The organism is Pelomonas margarita, assembly GCF_043555875.1.
Lineage (GTDB): Bacteria > Pseudomonadota > Gammaproteobacteria > Burkholderiales > Burkholderiaceae_C > Pelomonas > Pelomonas margarita.
On sequence record NZ_JBIGHW010000001.1, the window covers coordinates 153798 to 173450 of the forward strand.

Here is a 19653-nt window from a genome sequence, read left to right on the forward strand (position 1 = left end):
GGCCCGGCGGGTGGGCTTTTTTGCGTCCGTGTAAGTCCGGAGTCCGCTGCGTCAGGGTGTAGACAAAATAAATAAACAACGTTGTTTAGTTTGTTTTCAAACTGAACCTATCTCACCGGAGACAGAGGACATCCATGGACATCCGTTCCCGAATCGCGCGTGCGCTGGGCCTGGCGTGCCTGGCATTGGGCCTGGCAGGGGCCGCGCTGGCCCAGGCCGACCTGGCCGTGCCCAAGCGTGGCGTCAACATCGTGGGTTACGACCCACTGTGGGCCGATCCCGCCAAGGCACGCTTCCAGTCTCGACACATGCAGGCCATCCGTGACGGCGGCTTCGACCATGTGCGGCTGAACCTGCATGCCTTCGCGCACATGGACGACCAGGGGCAACTCTCCGCGGGGTGGCTCAAGACGCTGGACGAGTTGGTGGAGGCTGGTCTCAAGGCGGGGCTGCAGGTCATCCTGGACGAGCACAACTTCAACGAGTGCGCCAAGGAGGCCGACCTCACGGCCTGCCGCGTGAAGCTGCAGGCCTTCTGGCGCCAGATCGCCGCGCGCTACCAGAAGGCGCCGGACGCCGTGGTGTTCGAAATCCTGAACGAGCCCAACGGCGCGGCAGATGCGGTCTGGAACGACATGCTGGCCGAGAACCTGGCCATCATCCGTGCGACCAACCCGACGCGGCGCGTCGTCGTCGGCCCGAAGTTCTGGAACTCGCTGGACCACCTGGACAGCCTGCGTCTGCCCGAGAGCGACCGCCGCCTCATCGTGACTTTCCACTACTACACGCCGATGGAGTTCACGCACCAGGGGGCGTCGTGGACGCCGCAGTTCCAGAAGCTCTCAGGCGTGACCTGGGGCACGGCCGCCGAGCAGCAGCAACTCAGGGCGGACATGGACAAGGTCAAGGCGTGGGCGGACAAGCATCAGCGGCCCATCCTGCTGGGGGAGTTCGGCGCGCTGGAGACGGCCGGCATGGCGCAGCGCGTGGCCTGGACGGGGGCCGTGGCGCGTGCAGCCGAGGCGCGGGGCTTCGGCTGGTCGTACTGGCAGTTCGATTCGGACTTCGTGCTGTGGGACATGAAGGCCGACGGCTTCGTCAAGCCCATTCACGGTGTGCTGGTGCCGGAGAAGGCGACGGCAGCCGCGCCGGCCCGTGCGACGGACCCGGCACTGGACTACCTGATCAACACGCCCCGGGCCAGCGCCTGGTCGGTCTATGGCGATGGCCAGTCCAGCGGGCAGGTGCCCTGCGCCGCCACGGGCAAGGTCTGCCTGCGCGTGGCACTGGCCGGTGGCAAGCCCAACCCCTGGGACATCGGTGCGGTCGCGCCGGTGCAGGGCGGGATCGCGAAAGGCGACAAGCTGCAGGTCATCGCCTGGGCGCGGCTGGATAGCGAAGATCCCAAGGCCAGGGCCGTCGTGCCCATGCTGCTGCAGATCGGTGCGCCGCCGTACACGGCGGTCGTCTCGGGTGCCGTCACGCTGACGAGCAAGCTGGAGGCGGTTGCCATCGGCGGCGTGGCCACCGAGAACTTCGCGGCCGGCACCGTCAACTTGGCGCTGCAACTGGGCCAGGTGGGCCAGCCGGTGGTGCTCAGCGCGCCTTTCGTGCTGAAGAACTACAAGCCGGCCGCGCCATAAAAAAAGGAGCCCGTCAGCGGAGCTCCTTCATCCAGCGACTGCCGTGGTGCCGGCGTTGCCGGCCCACGGACAGCCCCTTCGGGGCGATTCAATCAGTCGCGCTCGCCGCCGAAGATGCCCAGCAGCGACAGCAGGCTCTGGAACACGTTGTAGATGTCCAGGTAGATGGCCAGCGTGGCGCTGATGTAGTTGGTCTCGCCGCCGTCCAGTACGCGCTTGATGTCGTAGAGCATGAAGGCCGAGAAGATCGCCATGGACATCACCAGCAGCGTCAGCAGCAGGGCCGAGGACTGAAGGAAGATGTTGGCGATGCCGGCCACCATCAGGATGATCGCGCCGACGAACAGGAACTTGCCCATGCTCGACAGGTCGCGCTTGATGACGGTGGCCAGCGTGGCCATCGCGAAGAAGATGGCTCCAGTGCCGCCAAACGCGGTCATGATCAGGCTGGCGCCGTTGCGATAGCCCAGGATCTGGGCGATCAGGCGCGACAGCATCAGGCCCATGAAGAACGTGAAGCCCAGCAGCGACACCACGCCCATGGCGCTGTTCTTGGTCTTCTCGACCAGGAACATCAGGCCGAAGGCGCCGACGAAGAACACGAGGGTGCTGATGCCGAAGCCCAGGCTGGCCATGAAGCCGGTGCTGACCCCGATCCAGGCGCCCAGCACGGTCGGGACCATGGACAGGGCCAGCAGCCAGTACGTGTTGCGCAGCACGCGCTGACGGTCGACGGCGAGGCCCTGGGCGGCGTAGCCGTAGTGGGTTTGCATGCTTTCGTTCATGTGAGTCCTCCGAGGAGCAAATGGGAAACCGCGAAGATTCTAGGGCGCTCCTTGGGGGCTACATTGGGGGCTGACCCTTTGAAAGCAAGGCCATGAAACAGCAAGCCCAACTCGAACTCTCCGACGTCAAGCGCATCGCCGCCGCTGCCGAAGCCCATGCCCTGGCCAAGGGCTGGGCCGTGTCCATCGCTATCGTCGATGCCGGCGGCCACCTGCTGTGGCTGCAGCGCCTGGATGGCGCCTCGCCCAGTTCCGCCATGTTCGCACCGGCCAAGGCGCACACGTCGGCGCTGGGTCGCCGCGAATCCAAGGTCTACGAGGACATGATCAACGGCGGCCGCGTGTCCTTCCTGAGTGTGCCCGGCATGTACGGCACGCTGGAGGGCGGTGTGCCCATTCTCGTCGACGGGCAGGTCGTCGGTGCGGTGGGCGTCAGCGGCGTCAAGTCCAGCGAGGACGCAGAGATCGCCAAGGCGGGCATCGCGGCACTTTGAGGTGTCACGAAGCCGTCGCGGAGCGGACACGAAGCCTCCGTACTAACCCGGGTCGGCTATACTCGATGGGTTTACCTGAACCCTACGCTGCCCGGCGGAAACCTGTAAGGTTTCTAGAAAACCTACCCCTCGGTTTCTACAAGTTGACCTGTCGCCCGACGGGTTGATGCTGGGCACGCGATCCACTTGCGGAGACCCTTTGTGCTGACCGACCTGCTCCATCCCCCTCAAGCAATCCTGGCTCTGGCGGATGGGACGGTGTTCCGAGGCCAGTCCATCGGCGCGACCGGCCAGACGGTCGGCGAAGTCGTGTTCAACACCTCGCTGACCGGCTACCAGGAAATCCTGACCGACCCCAGCTACTGCCGCCAGATCGTCACGCTGACGTATCCGCACATTGGTAGTTACGGCGTCGCCGAGGAAGACGTCGAGGCGAGCAAGGTGTTCGCTGCCGGTCTGGTCATCAAGGACCTGCCGATCCGCGCGTCCAACTTCCGTGCTGGTAAGACGCTGGATGCCTACCTGCGCGAGCAGGGCACGGTGGCCATCGCCGGCCTGGACACTCGCCGCCTGACGCGCGTGTTGCGCACGACGGGGGCGCAGAACGGCTGCATCCTGGCGCTGCCCGCCGGCGAGGCGCTGACGCAGGCCCACATCGACACGGCCGTTGCTGCCGCCAAGGCTGCACCGTCCATGGCGGGCCTCGACCTGGCCAAGGTCGTCAGCCGCACTGCGAACGAAACCTGGACGCAGACCGAATGGAAGCTCGGCAGCGGCTACGGCACGCAGACCGCGCCGAAGTTCCATGTCGTCGCCTATGACTTCGGCGCCAAGAACAACATCCTGCGCATGCTGGCCGAACGCGGCTGCAAGATCACCGTCGTGCCGGCACAGACGCCCGCCAGCGCCGTGCTCGCGCTGAAGCCGGACGGCGTGTTCCTGTCCAACGGCCCTGGCGACCCGGAGCCCTGCGACTACGCGATCAAGGCCACGGCGGAACTGGTCGAGACCGGCATTCCTGTCTTCGGCATCTGCCTGGGCCATCAGATCCTGGCGCTGGCCTCGGGTGCCAAGACCTTCAAGATGAAGTTCGGCCACCACGGTGCCAACCACCCGGTCAAGGACCTGGACAGTGGCCGTGTCGGCATCACCAGCCAGAACCACGGCTTCGCGGTCGATGCCGATACGCTGCCGGCCAACTTGCGCGCCACGCACATCAGCCTTTTCGACGGCACGCTGCAGGGCATCGCCCGCACCGACAAGCCGGCTTTCAGCTTCCAGGGTCACCCGGAAGCCAGCCCCGGTCCGCACGACATCGCCTATCTGTTCGACCGCTTCATTGGCCTGATGAGCAAGGCCTGATCGGGAGCCTCGCATGTTCGGCATCACCGACCTCGGTACCTACCTCGCGGCAGCGATCTTCATCATCCTGCTGCCGGGGCCCAACTCGCTGTACGTGCTGTCCGTGGCGGCGCAGCGCGGCGTGCGCGCCGGCTACACGGCTGCGTGCGGCGTGTTCGTGGGCGACACGGTGCTGATGACGGCGGCCGCGGCCGGTGGCGCGTCGCTGCTGATGGCCAGCCCGCAGATCTTCTTCGTCGTGAAGATGGTTGGCGCGGCCTACCTCGGCTGGCTGGGCCTGGAGTTGCTGCGCGGTGGCGTGAAGAGCTGGCGCGGTGAAGCGCAGGCCGCTGAGGCGCCGCGCGCCGTCGATGCCAACCAGCCGTTCAAGAAAGCGCTGGTCGTCAGCCTGCTGAACCCCAAGGCCATCGCCTTCTTGCTGTCCTTCTTCATCCAGTTCGTCGATCCGGCCTACCCGCATCCCGCGCTGACCTTCCTGATCCTGGGTTCCATCATCCAGGTGCTGAGCTTTGTCTATCTCTCGACGCTGATCTTTGCCGGCGCCCGCCTCGCGGCGGCCTTCCGTGCGCGGCGTCGACTCTCCGGCGCCGCCAACGCGGGCGTCGGAGCCCTTTTCGTTGGATTCGGGGCCAAGCTGGCCACGGCCACCCTCTAAAAAGTTCCAAGAGCGCAGACCGCCATGCCGAAACGTACAGACCTCAAGAGCATCCTCATCATCGGCGCCGGCCCGATCATCATCGGCCAGGCCTGCGAGTTCGACTACTCCGGCGCCCAGGCCTGCAAGGCGCTGCGCGAGGAGGGCTACAAGGTCATCCTCGTCAACAGCAACCCGGCGACGATCATGACGGACCCGGACACGGCCGACGTCACCTATATCGAGCCCATCACCTGGCAGGTCGTCGAGAAGATCATCGCCAAGGAGCGGCCTGACGCGGTGCTGCCGACGATGGGCGGCCAGACGGCGCTGAACTGCGCGCTGGACCTGCACAAGCACGGCGTGCTGGCCAAGTACAACGTCGAGATGATCGGCGCCAACGAGGTCGCCATCGAGAAGGCCGAGGACCGCCTGAAGTTCAAGGATGCGATGACCAAGATCGGCCTGGGCTCGGCCAAGTCGGGCATCGCGCACACGCTGGAAGAGGCGTGGGCGGTGCAGAAGCAGATCCATGCCGAGATCGGCGGCAGTGGCTTCCCGATGGTCATCCGCCCCAGCTTCACGCTGGGCGGCACGGGCGGCGGCATCGCCTACAACCCGGAAGAATTCGAGACCATCTGCAAGCGCGGCATCGACCTCTCGCCCACCAACGAGCTGCTCATCGAGGAGAGCCTGATCGGCTGGAAGGAATACGAGATGGAGGTCGTCCGCGACAAGGCGGACAACTGCATCATCGTCTGCTCCATTGAGAACCTGGACCCGATGGGCATCCACACGGGTGACTCCATCACCGTGGCGCCGAGCCAGACGCTGTCGGACAAGGAATACCAGCTGCTTCGCAACGCGTCGCTGGCGGTGCTGCGCGAGATCGGCGTGGATACCGGCGGCTCCAACGTGCAGTTCTCCATCAACCCGAAGGACGGCCGCATGGTCGTCATCGAGATGAACCCGCGCGTGTCGCGTTCGTCCGCTTTGGCCTCCAAGGCCACGGGCTTCCCCATTGCCAAGGTCGCGGCCAAGCTGGCCGTGGGCTACACGCTGGACGAACTGAAGAACGACATCACTGGCGGCGCCACGCCGGCGTCGTTCGAGCCCAGCATCGACTACGTCGTCACCAAGATCCCGCGCTTCGCGTTCGAGAAGTTCCCGATGGCCGACTCGCGCCTGACGACCCAGATGAAGTCGGTCGGCGAAGTGATGGCCATGGGCCGCACCTTCCAGGAGTCGTTCCAGAAGGCGCTGCGCGGCCTGGAGACTGGCATCGACGGCCTGACCGAGCGCTCGACCGATCGCGAAGAGATCGTGCAGGAGATCGGCGAAGCCGGCCCCGAGCGCATCCTGTTCCTGGCCGACGCCTTCCGCATCGGCATGACTCTGGACGAGATTTATGAAGAGACTGCGGTGGATCCGTGGTTCCTCGCGCAGATCGAGCAACTCGTGCAGATCGAGGGCGAGCTGAAGGGCCGCAGCCTCGAGTCCATCAGTGAGGCCGAGCTGCGCCTGCTGAAGACCAAGGGCTTCTCGGACAAGCGCCTGGCCAAGCTGCTGGGCACCAACCAGCACGCCGTTCGCGAGCGCCGCGTCGCGTTGAACGTGCGTCCGGTCTACAAACGCGTGGACACCTGCGCCGCCGAGTTCTCGACGCAGACGGCCTACATGTACTCCACGTACGAAGGTGCCGATGCCGAGTGCGAGGCCGCCCCGACGGACAAGAAGAAGATCATGGTGCTGGGCGGTGGCCCGAACCGCATTGGCCAGGGCATCGAGTTCGACTACTGCTGCGTGCACGCGGCCCTCGCGATGCGCGAGGACGGCTACGAGACGCTGATGGTCAACTGCAACCCCGAGACCGTCTCCACCGACTACGACACGTCCGACCGCCTGTACTTCGAGCCCGTCACGCTGGAAGACGTGCTGGAGATCGTCGACAAGGAAAAGCCGGTCGGCGTCATCGTGCAGTACGGCGGCCAGACGCCGCTGAAGCTGGCGCTGGACCTGGAGCGCGCCGGCGTGCCCATCATCGGCACGACGCCTGATTCCATCGACATCGCCGAAGACCGCGAACGCTTTCAGAAGCTGCTGCATGAGCTGGGCCTGAAGCAGCCGCCGAACCGCACCGCCCGTACTGAAGAACAGGCCGTCGTGCTGGCCAACGAAATCGGCTACCCGCTGGTCGTGCGTCCGAGCTACGTGCTGGGCGGCCGCGCGATGGAAATCGTGCACGGCGACAAGGACCTGGAGCGCTACATGCGCGAGGCCGTGCGCGTGTCCGAGAAGTCACCGGTGCTGCTGGATCATTTCCTGCAAGACGCCGTCGAAGTCGACGTGGACTGCATCAGCGACGGTGTCGACACGATGATCGGCGGCATCATGGAGCACATCGAGGCGGCCGGCATCCACTCCGGCGACTCGGCTTGCTCGTTGCCGCCTTACACGCTGGCCGCCGACGTGCAGGACGAGCTGCGCCGCCAGACCGCCGCGATGGCCAAAGCGCTGAAGGTCGTCGGCCTGATGAACGTGCAGTTCGCGATCCAGGGCGACGTGACGAAGGGCCTGTCGGCCTGCACGATCTACGTGCTGGAAGTGAATCCGCGCGCGTCGCGCACGGTGCCTTACGTGAGCAAGGCCACCGGCCAGCAGCTCGCCAAGATCGCTGCCCGCTGCATGGCCGGCCAGAAGCTGCAGGACCAGCGCGACCGCAAGGGGCGCGTGCCCGCTGAAGTGGTGCCGCCGTATTTCAGCGTGAAGGAAGCCGTCTTCCCGTTCAACAAGTTCCCGGGCGTGGACCCCATCCTTAGTCCCGAGATGCGTTCGACCGGCGAGGTAATGGGCGCCGCAAAGACCTTCGGCGAAGCGATGCTGAAGAGCCAGATCGGGGCCGGCTCGCGCCTGCCGCGTTCGGGCAACGTGCTGATCACGGTGAAGAACAACGACAAGGACCGCGCCGTCGCCATCGCCAAGGACCTGCATGCGCTGGGCTTCGGCATCGTCGCGACCAAGGGCACGGCGGCCGCCATCGCGGACGCCGGCGTGCCGGTCAAGCTGATCAACAAGATCAAGGACGGCCGCCCGCACATCGTCGACGCGTTGAAGGGCGGCGACATCCAGCTCGTCTTCACGACGGTGGACGAAACCCGTACGGCCATTGCCGACAGCCGCTACATCCGCCAGGCCGCGCTGGCCAACCGCGTCACCTACTACACGACGATGGCCGGCTGCGAAGCCGCCGTGGAAGGCATGAAGCACCAGGACGGCCTGCTCGTGCAATCCCTGCAAGAGCTGCACGCCGAACTCGCCTAAACTTCGCGTCCATTGATTCCGCCGCCGCCGTCCGGGCCCTCCGGATCGCAGCGGCGGTCTCTTTTTTGCCTGACCCAGATAGAGCTATGAGCACCATTCCCCTGACCAAGCGCGGCGCCGAGGCGCTGAAGGAAGAGCTGCACCGCCTGAAGACGGTGGAGCGTCCGGCCGTCATCCTGGCCATCGCCGAGGCGCGTGCGCAGGGCGACCTGAGCGAGAACGCCGAGTACGACGCGGCCAAGGACAAGCAGGGCTTCATCGAAGGCCGCATCCTGGAAGTCGAGGGCAAGCTGTCCGTCGCGCAGATCATTGATCCGTCCACGCTGGATGCTGGCGGCCGCGTGGTCTTCGGTGCCACCGTAGACCTGGAAGACGAGGACAGCGGCAACGCCGTGACCTACCAGATTACCGGCGACGACGAGGCCGACATCAAGCTGGGCCGCATCTCCATCGGCTCGCCTATCGCGCGCGCGTTGATCGGCAAGGAAGCCGGCGACACGGCCGAGGTGCAGGCCCCGGGCGGCGTGCGCCGCTACGAGATCATCGAAGTTCGCTACGTCTGATGTTCGGCCGGCTTCAGGCCCTGCTGGCCGCCCTCTGGGGCGGCCTTTTGCTGTGCATTGCCGTTGTCGCGACGCCCAGCGCGTTCGCCGTGCTGGAGCGCGCACAGGCGGGCGCCTATGTCGCTCGCGTGTTCGCGCTGGAGGCGCAGATCAGTCTGGCGCTCGGGCTGGTGTTGATGATGATTGAGCGACGCATCACGCGCGACCTGGCGGATGCCGGCGAACAAGCCCATCCGTTCTCGATGCGGCTGGCGCTGCCGGGTGTCGCGCTGTTCTGCACGATCGCCGGCTACTACGGCCTGCAGCCGCTGATGGCGGACGCGAAGGCCGGCGTGGGCGTCGCGTCCTTCGGTGCGCTGCATGGCGCCTCGCTGGCGCTGTTCGGCGTGAAGGGCCTGGCGGTGCTGGCCCTTGCGTGGATCAGTCAGCGACGTTCTTCTTGACGCTGGTCATGCGCCGCTTGGCGCGCTTGATCTCGCCACCCTGCGCCACGCGCTCGTTGCCCAGCACCTTGAGCTTGGCCACCTGAGGACGGCCGTTGCCGTTCTTGGAGAACTTGACGATCTTGACGACGCGCGGGCCGGGCCGGGCATCGGTACGTTCGACCACTGCTTTTTCCGGAATCGGCCGCCACAGCACCAGCAGCTTGCCGATGTGCTGGATGGGCGCCGCGTTCAGCTCGTCGCAGAGCTGCACGAACATTGCCTCGCGGGCCGTGCGGTCGTCGCCCAGCACCCGCACCTTGATCAGGCCATGGGCCTTCAGCGCGGCGTCGGTTTCCTTCACGACGGCAGGGGTGAGGCCGTCGCCGCCGATCATCACGACCGGGTCGAGATGGTGGGCGTCGGCGCGCTTGTCCTTGCGCTGGGCGGGTGTGAGATTGATTTGAGGCATCACCGTATTATCCCGTAGGCATGAAAACGCAGACAAAAAGCAAGAAGCTCAACAAGGCGTGGTTGAACAACCATGTGTCCGACCCCTATGTGCAGCAGGCGCAGAAGGACGGCTACCGCTCCCGAGCGGCCTACAAGCTGAAGGAAATCGACGAGGAGCTCAAGCTGATCCGCCCGGGCCAGGTCGTCGTCGACCTGGGTGCAACGCCCGGCGCCTGGAGCCAGTACCTACGCCGCAAGTTTGCGCCCAAGGAGGCGGGGCAGGGTGGGGCGGCGGTGGGCCAGCTCAACGGCACCATCATTGCGCTGGACCTGCTGGACTTCGAGCCCATCGAGGGCGTGCAGTTCATCCAGGGCGACTTCCAGGAGGACGCCGTGCTGGCGGAACTGGAGGCTGCGCTGGCGGGGCGGCCGGTGGATGTCGTCGTGTCTGACATGGCGCCCAACCTGTCGGGCATTGCGTCCACTGACGGTGCGCGCATCTCCAACCTCATCGAGCTGGCCGTGGATTTCTCCAGCCAGCATCTCAAGCCGGACGGCGCGCTGGTGGCCAAGGTCTTCCATGGCAGCGGCTACGACCAGCTGGTGCAGCTGTTTCGCGCCCAGTTCAAGATCGTCAAGGTCGTGAAGCCCAAGGCCTCCCGTGAGCGCTCATCCGAGACATTCTTGGTCGGCATCGGGGTGAAAAACCGCTGATTACAGGGGTTGCCCCCTTGCCGCCCCTAAAATCGCCCCCACTGTCCTGAAACCCGCGCTGGGCCATCAGGGCCAAGGAGTCGCAGTGAACAATCAATGGTTTTCTAAGTTCGCCGTCTGGATCGTGATCGCACTGGTGCTGTTCACGGTCGTCAAGCAGTTCGGCGGCACCACGGCACCGGGCAAGCAGGTGACGTACTCGGAGTTCCTGGACCTCGTCCAGGCGCGCCGCATCAAGTCCGTGACGCTGCCTGACGGCATCACCGGTGACATCTACGCCGAGGACACAGAAGGCAACAAGTTGCGCACGCTGGCCACCTACCAGGACCGTGGTCTGGTGGGTGACCTGCGCAACAACGGCGTCAAGTTCGACATCAAGCCCCGCGAGGAGCAGAGCTTCCTCGTCAGCATGCTCATCAACTGGGCGCCCATGCTGCTGCTGATCGGCGTGTGGGTGTACTTCATGCGGCAGATGCAGGGCGGTGGAAAAGGCGGGGCGTTCAGCTTCGGCAAGTCCAAGGCCCGCATGCTGGACGAGAACAACAACACCATCACCTTCGCCGATGTCGCCGGTTGCGACGAGGCCAAGGAAGAGGTGAAGGAACTCGTCGATTTCCTGAAAGACCCGCAGAAGTTCCAGAAGCTCGGTGGCCGCATCCCGCGCGGCGTGCTGATGGTCGGCCCCCCGGGTACCGGCAAGACCCTGCTGGCCAAGTCCATCGCCGGCGAAGCCAAGGTGCCGTTCTTCACGATCTCGGGCTCCGACTTCGTTGAGATGTTCGTCGGCGTGGGCGCCGCCCGCGTGCGCGACATGTTCGAGCAGGCCAAGAAGAGCGCGCCCTGCATCATCTTCATCGACGAAATCGACGCTGTCGGTCGCCACCGTGGCGCCGGCCTGGGCGGCGGCAACGATGAGCGCGAGCAGACGCTGAACCAGATGCTGGTCGAGATGGACGGCTTCGACACCAACCTCGGCGTCATCGTCATCGCAGCCACCAACCGCCCGGACATCCTGGACCCCGCGCTGCTGCGCCCAGGCCGCTTCGACCGCCAGGTCTACGTGACGCTGCCCGACATCCGCGGCCGCGAGCAGATCCTGAACGTGCACATGCGCAAGGTGCCCATCGGCCAGGACGTCAACGCGTCCATCCTGGCCCGCGGCACGCCGGGCATGAGCGGCGCCGATCTGGCCAACCTGGTCAACGAGGCTGCGCTGTTCGCGGCGCGCCGCGGCGGCCGTCTCGTGGAAATGATCGACTTCGAGCGCGCCAAGGACAAGCTCTACATGGGCCCCGAGCGCAAGAGCATGGTCATGACCGAGGACGAGAAGCGTGCCACGGCCTACCACGAGTCCGGCCACGCCATCGTCGCCGAGTGCCTGCCGGGTACCGACCCGGTTCACAAGGTCACCATCATGCCGCGCGGCCGTGCGCTGGGCGTGACCTGGCAGCTGCCCGAGCGTGATCAGCACAGCCTGTACTTCAAGCAGATGCTCAACAGCATCAGCATCCTGTTCGGTGGCCGCATTGCCGAGGATCTGTTTGTCCACGACATCTCCACCGGCGCCTCCAACGACTACGAGCGCGCCACCCGCATGGCCCGCGACATGGTCACGCGCTACGGCATGAGCGAGGCGCTGGGCCCCATGGTCTATGCCGAGAACGAGGGCGAGGTCTTCCTTGGCCGCAGCATGACCAAGACGGCCAACATCAGCGAGAGCACGCAGCAGAAGGTCGACGGCGAGATCCGCCGCATCCTCGACGAGCAGTACGCCGTGGCCCAGAAGATCTTGGAAGACAACCGTGACAAGGTCGAGGTGATGACGGCCGCGCTGATGAAGTGGGAAACCATCGACCGCGACCAGATCCTCGACATCATGGCCGGCCGCCCGCCGCGTGAGCCGGGTGCCGGTACTTCGGCGCCCAGCAGCGGCCCCTCCGGCGGCACGCCGCCGGTCAGCACCGACGGCGCTCCCGCTGCGGCCTGAGACCGCCACACCCACAAGACGGGCCCCGCGAGGGCCCGTTTTTCTTTCAATAGACGACCATGCACTGGCAGACCCGCCGCTTCCGCCTCGACCTGAGCCGCCCCCTGGTCATGGGCATCGTCAATGTGACGCCGGACTCCTTCTCCGACGGCGGCCGGCACGATGACCGCCGTGCGGCGATTGCCCACTGCGAGCGGCTGCTGGCCGAAGGCGCCGACATCCTGGACATCGGCGGCGAGTCCACGCGGCCAGGCGCGCCCAGGGTGGATGCCGACGGCGAGTGGGCCCGCATCGCCGATGTGCTGACCGCCGCCGTGACGATGGGCGTGCCGGTCTCGGTGGACACCTACAAGCCCGAGGTCATGCGCCGCGCACTGGATGCCGGCGCCGACGTCATCAACGACGTTCAGGCGCTGCAGTTGCCCGGCGCGTTGGCGGCCGTGGCCGGCAGCGGCGCGGGCGTGTGCCTGATGCACATGCGCGGCGAGCCGGCATCCATGATGGACCTGGCGGTTTACGACGATGTCGTGGCAGAGGTCGAGGGCTTCCTGGCCCAGCGCGCGCAGGCGGCGCAGGCTGCGGGCCTGCCGGCCGACTGCATCGCGCTGGACCCCGGTTACGGCTTCGCCAAGACGGCCGAACACAACCTGTGCCTGCTGGCCGGCCAGCAACAGCTGACGGCGCTGGGGTATCCACTGCTGGTGGGCTGGTCGCGCAAGCGCACGTTGGGCGATATCACCGGCCGTCCGGTGGGCGAGCGGCTGCCGGCCAGCCTGGCAGCGGCGCTTCGGGCCGTCAGCGCCGGCGCAAATGTTGTTCGTGTGCACGATGTCGCTGCGACCGTGGACGCGCTCAAGGTCTGGGCGGCCGTCGATGCGGCGAAAATGCCGCCCTCCGCACGAGAAGGAAGCGCTCGATGAGCCGCAAGTATTTCGGAACTGACGGCATGCGTGGCACCGTCGGCCAAAGCCCAATCACCCCTGACTTCATGCTGCGCCTGGGCCACGCCGTGGGGCGTGTGCTTCGCAGGACCAGCCAGCGCCCCACCGTGCTGATCGGCAAGGACACGCGCATCTCCGGTTACATGATCGAGTCGGCGCTGGAGGCAGGCTTTGCGTCCGCCGGCGTCAACGTGTTGCTGACGGGGCCGCTGCCCACGCCGGGCGTGGCCTACCTGACGCGCGCGCTGCGCCAGGATCTGGGCGTGGTGATCAGCGCCTCACACAACCCTTTCCAGGACAACGGCATCAAGTTCTTCTCCGCCAAGGGTGAGAAGCTGCCCGACGCCTGGGAGCTGGACGTTGAGGCCGCGCTGGACGAGGCGCCGCAATGGGTGGACTCGGCCAGCCTGGGCCGGGCCAAGCGCCTGGAGGATGCGCGCGGCCGCTACATCGAGTTCTGCAAGAACAGCTTCGGCTCGGATCTCACGCTCAAGGGCCTGAAGATCGTCGTCGACGCTGCCCATGGCGCGGCCTATCACGTCGCGCCTGATGTGTTTCACGAGCTGGGCGCCGAGGTCATCTCCATCGGCTGCAAGCCCGATGGCTTCAACATCAACGCCGGCTTCGGCGCGACGGCGCCGGGCGCGCTGGTCGAGGCCGTCAAGTCTCATGGGGCCCACTACGGCGTGGCGCTTGACGGCGACGCCGACCGGTTGCAGCTGGTGGACGGCAACGGCCGCCTCTACAACGGTGACGAACTGCTGTACGCGATGGTCACGGACCGCCTGGCCCAGGGCCAGCGTGTGCCGGGCACCGTCGGCACGTTGATGACCAACATGGCTGTGGAGCTGGCGTTGCGCGCGCGCGATGTCGAGTTCGTGCGCGCCAAGGTGGGCGACCGCTACGTCATGGAGGAACTGGTCGCGCGCGGCTGGCAACTGGGGGGCGAAGGCTCGGGTCACCTGCTGGCGCTGGACAAGCACACGACGGGCGACGGCATCGTCAGCGCGCTGCTGGTGCTGCAGTCCGTCAGCCGCAGTGGCCGCACGCTGGCCGAGCAACTGGCCGACGTCAACCTGTTCCCGCAGACGCTGATCAACGTGCGCCTGCAGGCCGGCCAGGACTGGAAGAGCAGCCCGCGCCTGGCCGATGAGCAGGCCGCCGTGACCGCTGAGCTGGGTGACCGCGGCCGCATCCTGATCCGCGCATCGGGCACCGAGCCGCTGCTGCGCATCATGGTGGAAGCCTCGGACGCCGGCCTGGCGCAGCGCTGTGCGCAGCGCCTCGTGGACGCCGTGGCAGTCTGATCCCAGCGGGCGCTACTGCGACACCTGGATGACGTGTCGCACCAGCGGGTAGACCTGGTGCTGCCAGCGCCGCCCGCTGAACACGCCGTAGTGGCCCACATTGGGCTGGATGTAGTGAGTGCGCATGTAGAGCTTCAGGCTGCTCGCCAGGTCCTGCGCGGCCAGCGTCTGGCCCACTGAGCAGATGTCGTCGCGCTCGCCCTCGATGGTGAGCAGCGCCGTGCGGCGGATGGCTGCTGGGTTGACCCGTCGGCCCTTGAACATCATCTCGCCGCGCGGCAGGTCGAAGGTCTGGAAGACGCGCTCGACCGTCTCCAGGTAGAAGTCCGCCGACAGGTCGGCGACCGCCATGTACTCCTCGTAGAAGTTGCGCGTGATCCGCGCCTTGTCGAACTCGCCGGCGACCAGGTGCTTGTAGTGGTCCTTGAACGCATTGGCGTGCCGGTCCTGGTTCATGCTCATGAACGCCGACAGCTGCACAAAGCCCGGGTAGACGCGTCGCCCGGCGCCGGCGTGCTGCCACGGCACGACGCTGATGAGGTTCTTCCTGAACCAGCCGATGGGCTTGCTCGTGGCTAGCGCATTCACGGCCGTGGGGCTTACACGGCAGTCAATGGGGCCGGCCATCAGTGTCAGGCTTGCCGGTGTGGCAGGGTGCTCGTCCTCGGCCATCAGCGCGACGGCACACAGCGCGCTGACGCAGGGCTGGCAGACAGCGACGACGTTCGAGTTCGGGCCCAGGTGGGCCAGAAAGTCGATCAAGTGCTGGGTGTACTCGTCCAGCCCGAAACGGCCGGCGGCCAGCGGCACATCGCGCACATTGAGCCAGTCGGTGATGTAGACGTCGTGGTCCTGCAGCAGCGTGCGCACCGTCTCGCGCAGCAGCGTCGCGAAGTGGCCGGACATCGGTGCGACCACCAGTACTTTGGGCTGGGCCGGCGCGCCTGTCTTGGCGAAGCGCCGCAGCGTCGCGAACGGCGTCGTCAGCGCGACCTCCTCGGCCACCGGCCAGCGCTCGCCGCCGCTCGTGATCTCGTCGATGCGCCAATCTGGCCGGGCATGCGTGACCTGCGCCAGCTCGAACACCTGGCCTGCGGCGGCCGCCGGCCTGGCCCACCAGTGGTGGGCGACGACATGCGGGTCTTGCAGCAGCGGCAGCGACAGCCGCGTGGCCTCGCGCAGCGGCCACAGCAGGTCGGTGTGGACTTGGTAGGCGGTATACATGGCGCGCTCCGTGGGGGTCTCCGTCGTGAACAACGCAAGGAGCGCGCCAACATGGCATGGGGCTTGCGTCGAACGGGTGCATGACCGACAGGAGACGCCCCATGCCCGTTGCCACGCCGACCCGGAAACCGGCCAAGACCCCGGCACGCAAAAGCGCCCGGCCTGCGCCCGTTGCTGCCACGCTCACGCTGAGCAGCAAGAACTACTCGTCCTGGTCGCTGCGCGGCTGGCTGCTGACCCGCTTTGTGGGCCTGGCCTTTGAGGAGGTCATGGTCTCGCTCGACGACGAGGACGCGCGCAAGGAGCTGCTGTTGCTGGCCCCGTCCATCCGCGTGCCCTGCCTGCGCCATGACGGTGTCACGGTGTGGAACAACATGGCGATCGCCGAGTACCTGAACGAGAGCTTCCCCAAGGCCGGCCTGTGGCCCGCGGATCGCGTCGCGCGGGCCCACGCGCGGGCCGTCTGCGGCGAGATGAACTCGGGCTTCGCCAATCTGCGCTCTGCGCTGCCGATGAACCTGAAGGGGCGCTTCCCCAAGCACAAGATCTGGGCTGGCGCCAAGCCGGACATCGAGCGCATCGTCGACATCTGGAGCGACTGCCTGGCAACCTACGGCGGGCCCTACCTGTTCGGTGCCAAGCGCGGCGCGGCCGATGCCTTCTTCGCGCCGGTGGCGACCCGCTTCATGACCTACGACGTGCCACTGCCCCCATCCTGCGCGGCCTACTGCAACACCGTCCTTGCGATGCCGGAGATGCAGGCCTGGACGGCTGATGCCAAGCTGGAGCCCGAGGAGATCGAGCTCCTGGATATGGACTTCTAGGAGCCCGACAGGCTCCTAGGCCCAGGGCGTGGGCGGGGGCACGTGCCCGGTGGCTGCCGGCGCGTCCACCGTGCCGAAGGCGGCGGGCGACACGATCTCCAGGTATTCCATGTCTGGCGAGTAATCGAACAGGTAGTGCACGATGCCCGGCCGCTGGTGCACGCAGTCGCCGGCTTCCACCAACGTGACCTTGTCCTCGTACATGAACTTGGCCCAGCCCTTGGTCATCAGCACGATCTGGAAATCCGCCTCATGGCGGTGCCAGCCCGTGCCCTTTTCCGGGGCCTGGTTCGCCTTCACCAGGTGCGCGATGACGCGGCCGTGGGTGGCGGCGGCGACGCCGAGATCGCGGTAGAGGAAGAAGTCCCTCAGCCCGTCGCTGCGCCAGGGCGTGTCGCCTGGCTTCACATGGGAGAACTGCGTGGCCGCAGCGCCGATGGGGTCTGACAGGTCCGACATGGCATGCCCTCCTGGGCGAATGAAGGAGAGCCTGCCTCATGCAAGACGCATTCCCGCCCGGCGCGGAGATTGCAGCGGGCTTGACACAAGTCATGGCCTGCACCGCTCGTTGCGGCGAGCATCTGCACCGTGAGCGTGCCTCCCCCAGGCCTGCAGGCGGCGCAAGCCGACGCGCAAGCCCTTGCCCCCTTCACCACCTGGCCCGACGGCACCGGTGGCGCGGCGCTGTCGCAGTTCCAGGTGGCCGGTATGCACTGCGCGGCCTGCTCGGGGCTGATCGAGGCGGCGCTGCTGAAGCTGCCGGGTGTTGCGCAGGCCAGCGTCAACCCCGCCTCGGCCCGCCTGTCGCTGCGCTGGCGGCCGGCTCAGCTGGCGCTGGCCGACGTGTTGGCGGCGCTGCGTGCCATCGGCTACGAGGTCACGCCCGACGTCGCCGCCCCGGCGCGCGAGTTGCGGCGCCGCGAGCGGCGCCAGGCCCTGTGGCGGCTGTTCGTCGCCGGCTTCCTGATGATGCAGGTCATGATGCTGGCCACGCCAGCCTACGTGGCTGAGGCGGGCGAGCTGTCCGCCGACCTGGACCGCCTGTTGCGCTGGGGCAGCTGGGTGCTGACGCTGCCGGTGATGGCATTCGCGGCCGGGCCGTTCTTCAGCGGCGCCTGGCGCCAGCTCCAGGCGCGCCGTCTGGGCATGGACGTACCGGTGGCGCTGGGCATCGCGGTCACCTTCGTCGCCAGCACCGGCGCGCTGTTCGACCCGGCGGGCCTGCTCGGCCACGAGGTCTATTTCGACTCGCTGACCATGTTCGTCGCGCTGCTGCTGCTGGCGCGCTGGTTCGAGCTTGGGGCCCGGCACCGGGCCGCTGAGGCGCTGGAGGCTGTGGCGGGCGCGCTCCCCGGTGCGGCCGAGCGCCTGCTGGACGACGGCCGCAGTGAGCGCGTGCCGCCCGAGGCGCTGCGCGTGGGGGACCGCATTCGCGTCGCTGCAGGCGAGGCGTTCGCGGCGGACGGCCAGGTGCTGGCCGGTCAGGGCCTGGTCAACGAGGCCCTGCTGACCGGCGAGTCGGCCCCCGTGCCCAAGGCGCCGGGCGATGCGGTGGTGGCAGGCAGCATCAACCTGGACGGGTCGCTGGTGGTGTCCGTGCAGCGCGTTGGCGCCGACACGACCGCCCAGGGCATCGTGCGTCTCATGCAGCAGGCCCAGAGTCAGCGCCCGCTTGCCGGCGGCGTGCTCGATCGTGTGGCGGCCCGCTTCACGGCCGTGGTGCTGCTGCTGGCGCTGGGGGCGGGCCTGGCCTGGTGGTGGATCGAGCCCTCGCGGGCCGTCGCGGTGGCGGTGGCTGTGCTGATCGTCACCTGCCCCTGCGCGCTGACGCTCGCCGCGCCGGCCGCCTGGCTGACGGCCAGCGGCGCGCTGGCGCGGCGTGGCCTGCTGCTGGCCGACCTGTCGGCGCTGGAGCGGCTGTGCGAGGTCGGTACCGTCGTGTTCGACAAGACCGGCACGCTCAGCGAGGACCGCCTGCTGCTGCGCCGCCACTGGGCGCGTGGCGCCGATGCCGATGCGCTGCTGCCGGTGGCGCGCAGCTTGGCCGCGCTGTCGCGCCATCCGCACGCGCAGGCCATTGCCGACGGCGCGTCGGCTGGCAACTGGCACGACGTGCGCGAGGTGGCCGGCCGGGGCGTGGAGGCGCGCGACGCGGCCGGCCAGCTGTGGCGGCTGGGCGCGCCGGGCTGGGTCAGCGCAAGCCCTGACCCCGAGGCCCGTCTGGCGTTCGGCCCGGACGGCGAGGCCTGCATGCTGTGGCTGGATCTGGCCGAGGTGACGCGCGCTGATGCCGCCGAGGCCGTGGCGGCCTTGCAGGCCCAGGGCCTGCGGGTGCGTCTGCTGTCTGGTGATCAGCCGGCCGCCGTCGCGCGCATGGCCGACATGTTGGGCATGGCCGACTGGACGGCCGGCGCGACGCCAGCGTCCAAGCTGGCCGCCGTGCGTGGCTGGCAGGCCGATGGCGAGCGTGTGCTGATGGTGGGTGACGGCATCAACGACGCGCCCGTGCTGGCTGCGGCCGACGTGCGCATCGCGATGGGGCAGGGCGCCATGCTCGCGCGCAGCGCGGCGGATGCGCTGCTGGTTTCCAACCGCCTGTCGGCGCTGCCGCTAGCGCTGGCGCTGGCGCTGCGCACGCGCCGCGTGCTGCGCCAGAACCTCGCCTGGTCGGCCCTCTACAACCTGGCCTGTGTGCCGCTGGCGCTGGCCGGCCTGCTGCCGCCGCTGGCGGCCGGCATCGGCATGGCGGCCAGTTCCCTGCTGGTCGTGCTGAACGCGCAACGGCTGGCCCGCTGACATGGACATCCTCTACCTGCTCATCCCCTTCTCGGTCGTGTTGGTGCTGCTCATCGTGGCCGTGTTCGGCTGGGCTGTGCACAGCGGGCAACTCGATGGGTTCGAACACGAGGCCGAACGCATCCTGCTTGATGAGGATCAAGGCACCTAGCTGCCCGTCCGAGAAGAATGTTTCGCATCAGA

The 19653-nt window shown here is 67.3% G+C and carries 18 protein-coding genes; 14 read left to right on the forward strand and 4 right to left on the reverse strand.

All coding sequences use genetic code 11. The annotated features are described in order from the left end of the window. Positions 1 to 134 precede the first annotated feature (134 nt). On the forward strand, positions 135 to 1643 hold the full coding sequence (locus ACG0Z3_RS00690; RefSeq protein ID WP_394394482.1) for a glycoside hydrolase family 5 protein: 1509 nt from the start codon (positions 135 to 137) through the stop codon (positions 1641 to 1643). Between the two features lie 92 nt (positions 1644 to 1735). On the opposite strand, the gene ACG0Z3_RS00695 is transcribed toward ACG0Z3_RS00690, so the two are convergent. Beyond that, positions 1736 to 2428: a Bax inhibitor-1/YccA family protein gene (locus tag ACG0Z3_RS00695; protein ID WP_394394484.1), complete on the reverse strand. Its 693-nt coding sequence runs from the start codon at positions 2426 to 2428 to the stop codon at positions 1736 to 1738. A 92-nt stretch (positions 2429 to 2520) separates the two neighbouring features. Here ACG0Z3_RS00695 and ACG0Z3_RS00700 point away from each other — a divergent pair, with 92 nt between their 5' ends. From ACG0Z3_RS00700 to ACG0Z3_RS00725, 6 genes are all read left to right on the forward strand, one after another. After that, a complete protein-coding gene (locus ACG0Z3_RS00700; RefSeq protein WP_394394486.1) occupies positions 2521 to 2922 on the forward strand; it encodes a GlcG/HbpS family heme-binding protein in 402 nt (133 codons plus the stop codon). Between the two features lie 201 nt (positions 2923 to 3123). Next, entirely contained in the window at positions 3124 to 4284 is a 1161-nt protein-coding gene (gene carA, locus ACG0Z3_RS00705; RefSeq protein ID WP_394394488.1) for a glutamine-hydrolyzing carbamoyl-phosphate synthase small subunit, read from the forward strand. 13 nt (positions 4285 to 4297) lie between these two features. Further along, a complete protein-coding gene (gene leuE / locus ACG0Z3_RS00710; RefSeq protein WP_394394489.1) occupies positions 4298 to 4939 on the forward strand; it encodes a leucine efflux protein LeuE in 642 nt (213 codons plus the stop codon). A 24-nt stretch (positions 4940 to 4963) separates the two neighbouring features. Then, entirely contained in the window at positions 4964 to 8239 is a 3276-nt protein-coding gene (gene carB / locus ACG0Z3_RS00715; protein ID WP_394394490.1) for a carbamoyl-phosphate synthase large subunit, read from the forward strand. An 86-nt stretch (positions 8240 to 8325) separates the two neighbouring features. Next, the gene (gene greA, locus ACG0Z3_RS00720) at positions 8326 to 8802 is read left to right on the forward strand and encodes a transcription elongation factor GreA (RefSeq protein ID WP_394394491.1); all 477 of its coding nucleotides are present in this window, start codon (positions 8326 to 8328) and stop codon (positions 8800 to 8802) included. Further along, positions 8802 to 9245 carry a DUF4149 domain-containing protein gene (locus tag ACG0Z3_RS00725; protein WP_394394492.1) on the forward strand — a complete coding sequence of 148 codons (444 nt, stop codon included), beginning with the start codon at positions 8802 to 8804 and terminating at the stop codon, positions 9243 to 9245. Before greA ends, ACG0Z3_RS00725 begins: the two co-directional genes overlap by 1 nt. On the opposite strand, the gene ACG0Z3_RS00730 is transcribed toward ACG0Z3_RS00725, so the two are convergent. Continuing rightward, positions 9223 to 9696, reverse strand: a complete 474-nt coding sequence (locus tag ACG0Z3_RS00730; protein WP_394394493.1) for a YhbY family RNA-binding protein — start codon at positions 9694 to 9696, stop codon at positions 9223 to 9225. The two genes, ACG0Z3_RS00725 and ACG0Z3_RS00730, sit on opposite strands and share 23 nt — an antisense overlap. A 20-nt stretch (positions 9697 to 9716) precedes the next feature. Here ACG0Z3_RS00730 and ACG0Z3_RS00735 point away from each other — a divergent pair, with 20 nt between their 5' ends. From ACG0Z3_RS00735 to glmM, 4 genes are all read left to right on the forward strand, one after another. Beyond that, positions 9717 to 10391 (forward strand): RlmE family RNA methyltransferase, encoded by a 675-nt coding sequence (locus tag ACG0Z3_RS00735; RefSeq protein ID WP_394394494.1) that lies wholly within the window; start codon positions 9717 to 9719, stop codon positions 10389 to 10391. An 85-nt stretch (positions 10392 to 10476) separates the two neighbouring features. Next, a complete protein-coding gene (gene ftsH / locus ACG0Z3_RS00740; RefSeq protein WP_394394496.1) occupies positions 10477 to 12378 on the forward strand; it encodes an ATP-dependent zinc metalloprotease FtsH in 1902 nt (633 codons plus the stop codon). A 59-nt stretch (positions 12379 to 12437) separates the two neighbouring features. Further along, the gene (gene folP, locus ACG0Z3_RS00745; protein WP_394394498.1) at positions 12438 to 13298 is read left to right on the forward strand and encodes a dihydropteroate synthase; all 861 of its coding nucleotides are present in this window, start codon (positions 12438 to 12440) and stop codon (positions 13296 to 13298) included. After that, entirely contained in the window at positions 13295 to 14626 is a 1332-nt protein-coding gene (gene glmM, locus ACG0Z3_RS00750; protein WP_394394500.1) for a phosphoglucosamine mutase, read from the forward strand. Before folP ends, glmM begins: the two co-directional genes overlap by 4 nt. Before the next feature lie 12 nt (positions 14627 to 14638). Here the strand turns inward: glmM and ACG0Z3_RS00755 are convergent, their stop codons facing one another. Next, positions 14639 to 15850: a polyhydroxyalkanoate depolymerase gene (locus ACG0Z3_RS00755; protein WP_394394502.1), complete on the reverse strand. Its 1212-nt coding sequence runs from the start codon at positions 15848 to 15850 to the stop codon at positions 14639 to 14641. 101 nt (positions 15851 to 15951) lie between these two features. Here ACG0Z3_RS00755 and ACG0Z3_RS00760 point away from each other — a divergent pair, with 101 nt between their 5' ends. Then, the gene (locus ACG0Z3_RS00760) at positions 15952 to 16674 is read left to right on the forward strand and encodes a glutathione S-transferase family protein (RefSeq protein ID WP_394394504.1); all 723 of its coding nucleotides are present in this window, start codon (positions 15952 to 15954) and stop codon (positions 16672 to 16674) included. A gap of 15 nt (positions 16675 to 16689) precedes the next feature. Here ACG0Z3_RS00760 and ACG0Z3_RS00765 read toward each other — a convergent pair whose 3' ends face one another. Further along, complete coding sequence (locus ACG0Z3_RS00765; RefSeq protein WP_394394506.1) at positions 16690 to 17133, reverse strand: cupin domain-containing protein; 444 nt, start codon at positions 17131 to 17133, stop codon at positions 16690 to 16692. Between the two features lie 129 nt (positions 17134 to 17262). On the opposite strand from ACG0Z3_RS00765, the gene ACG0Z3_RS00770 reads away from it, so the two are divergent. Continuing rightward, on the forward strand, positions 17263 to 19470 hold the full coding sequence (locus ACG0Z3_RS00770; protein ID WP_394394508.1) for a heavy metal translocating P-type ATPase: 2208 nt from the start codon (positions 17263 to 17265) through the stop codon (positions 19468 to 19470). Position 19471: 1 nt separating this feature from the next. After that, entirely contained in the window at positions 19472 to 19621 is a 150-nt protein-coding gene (gene ccoS / locus ACG0Z3_RS00775; RefSeq protein WP_268169041.1) for a cbb3-type cytochrome oxidase assembly protein CcoS, read from the forward strand. Positions 19622 to 19653: the final 32 nt, after the last annotated feature.